At 65.0% G+C, this 243-nt stretch carries 1 protein-coding gene; it reads right to left on the reverse strand.

Going from position 1 to position 243, the window contains the following annotated elements:
• Positions 1–243 (reverse strand): thiamine pyrophosphate-binding protein (locus SB765_RS32910; protein WP_410932932.1); only part of this gene is annotated, 243 nt, incomplete at both ends.

Below are 243 nucleotides of genomic sequence, written 5' to 3' on the forward strand. Positions count from 1 at the left end.
CAGCAACGGCACCGACTCGATCCAGGCACCGGCAACGGCAGTCACCGCATTGGTCGCTCCCGGGCCAGTGGTGACCATCGCCACACCGATGTTCTCGTTGATCCGGCAGTAGGCTTCGGCGGCAATCGCGGCGGCCTGTTCATGGTGGCAGGCCACCACATCCAGGTTGGGGTGCTTGCCGACCGCGTCGTTGAGGTGCATGGCACCTCCGCCTGGCAACAGGAAGACGTGCTTCACACCCAG

It is taken from the genome of Pseudomonas sp. SIMBA_067 (assembly GCF_046534675.1).
Taxonomy (GTDB): domain Bacteria; phylum Pseudomonadota; class Gammaproteobacteria; order Pseudomonadales; family Pseudomonadaceae; genus Aquipseudomonas; species Aquipseudomonas putida.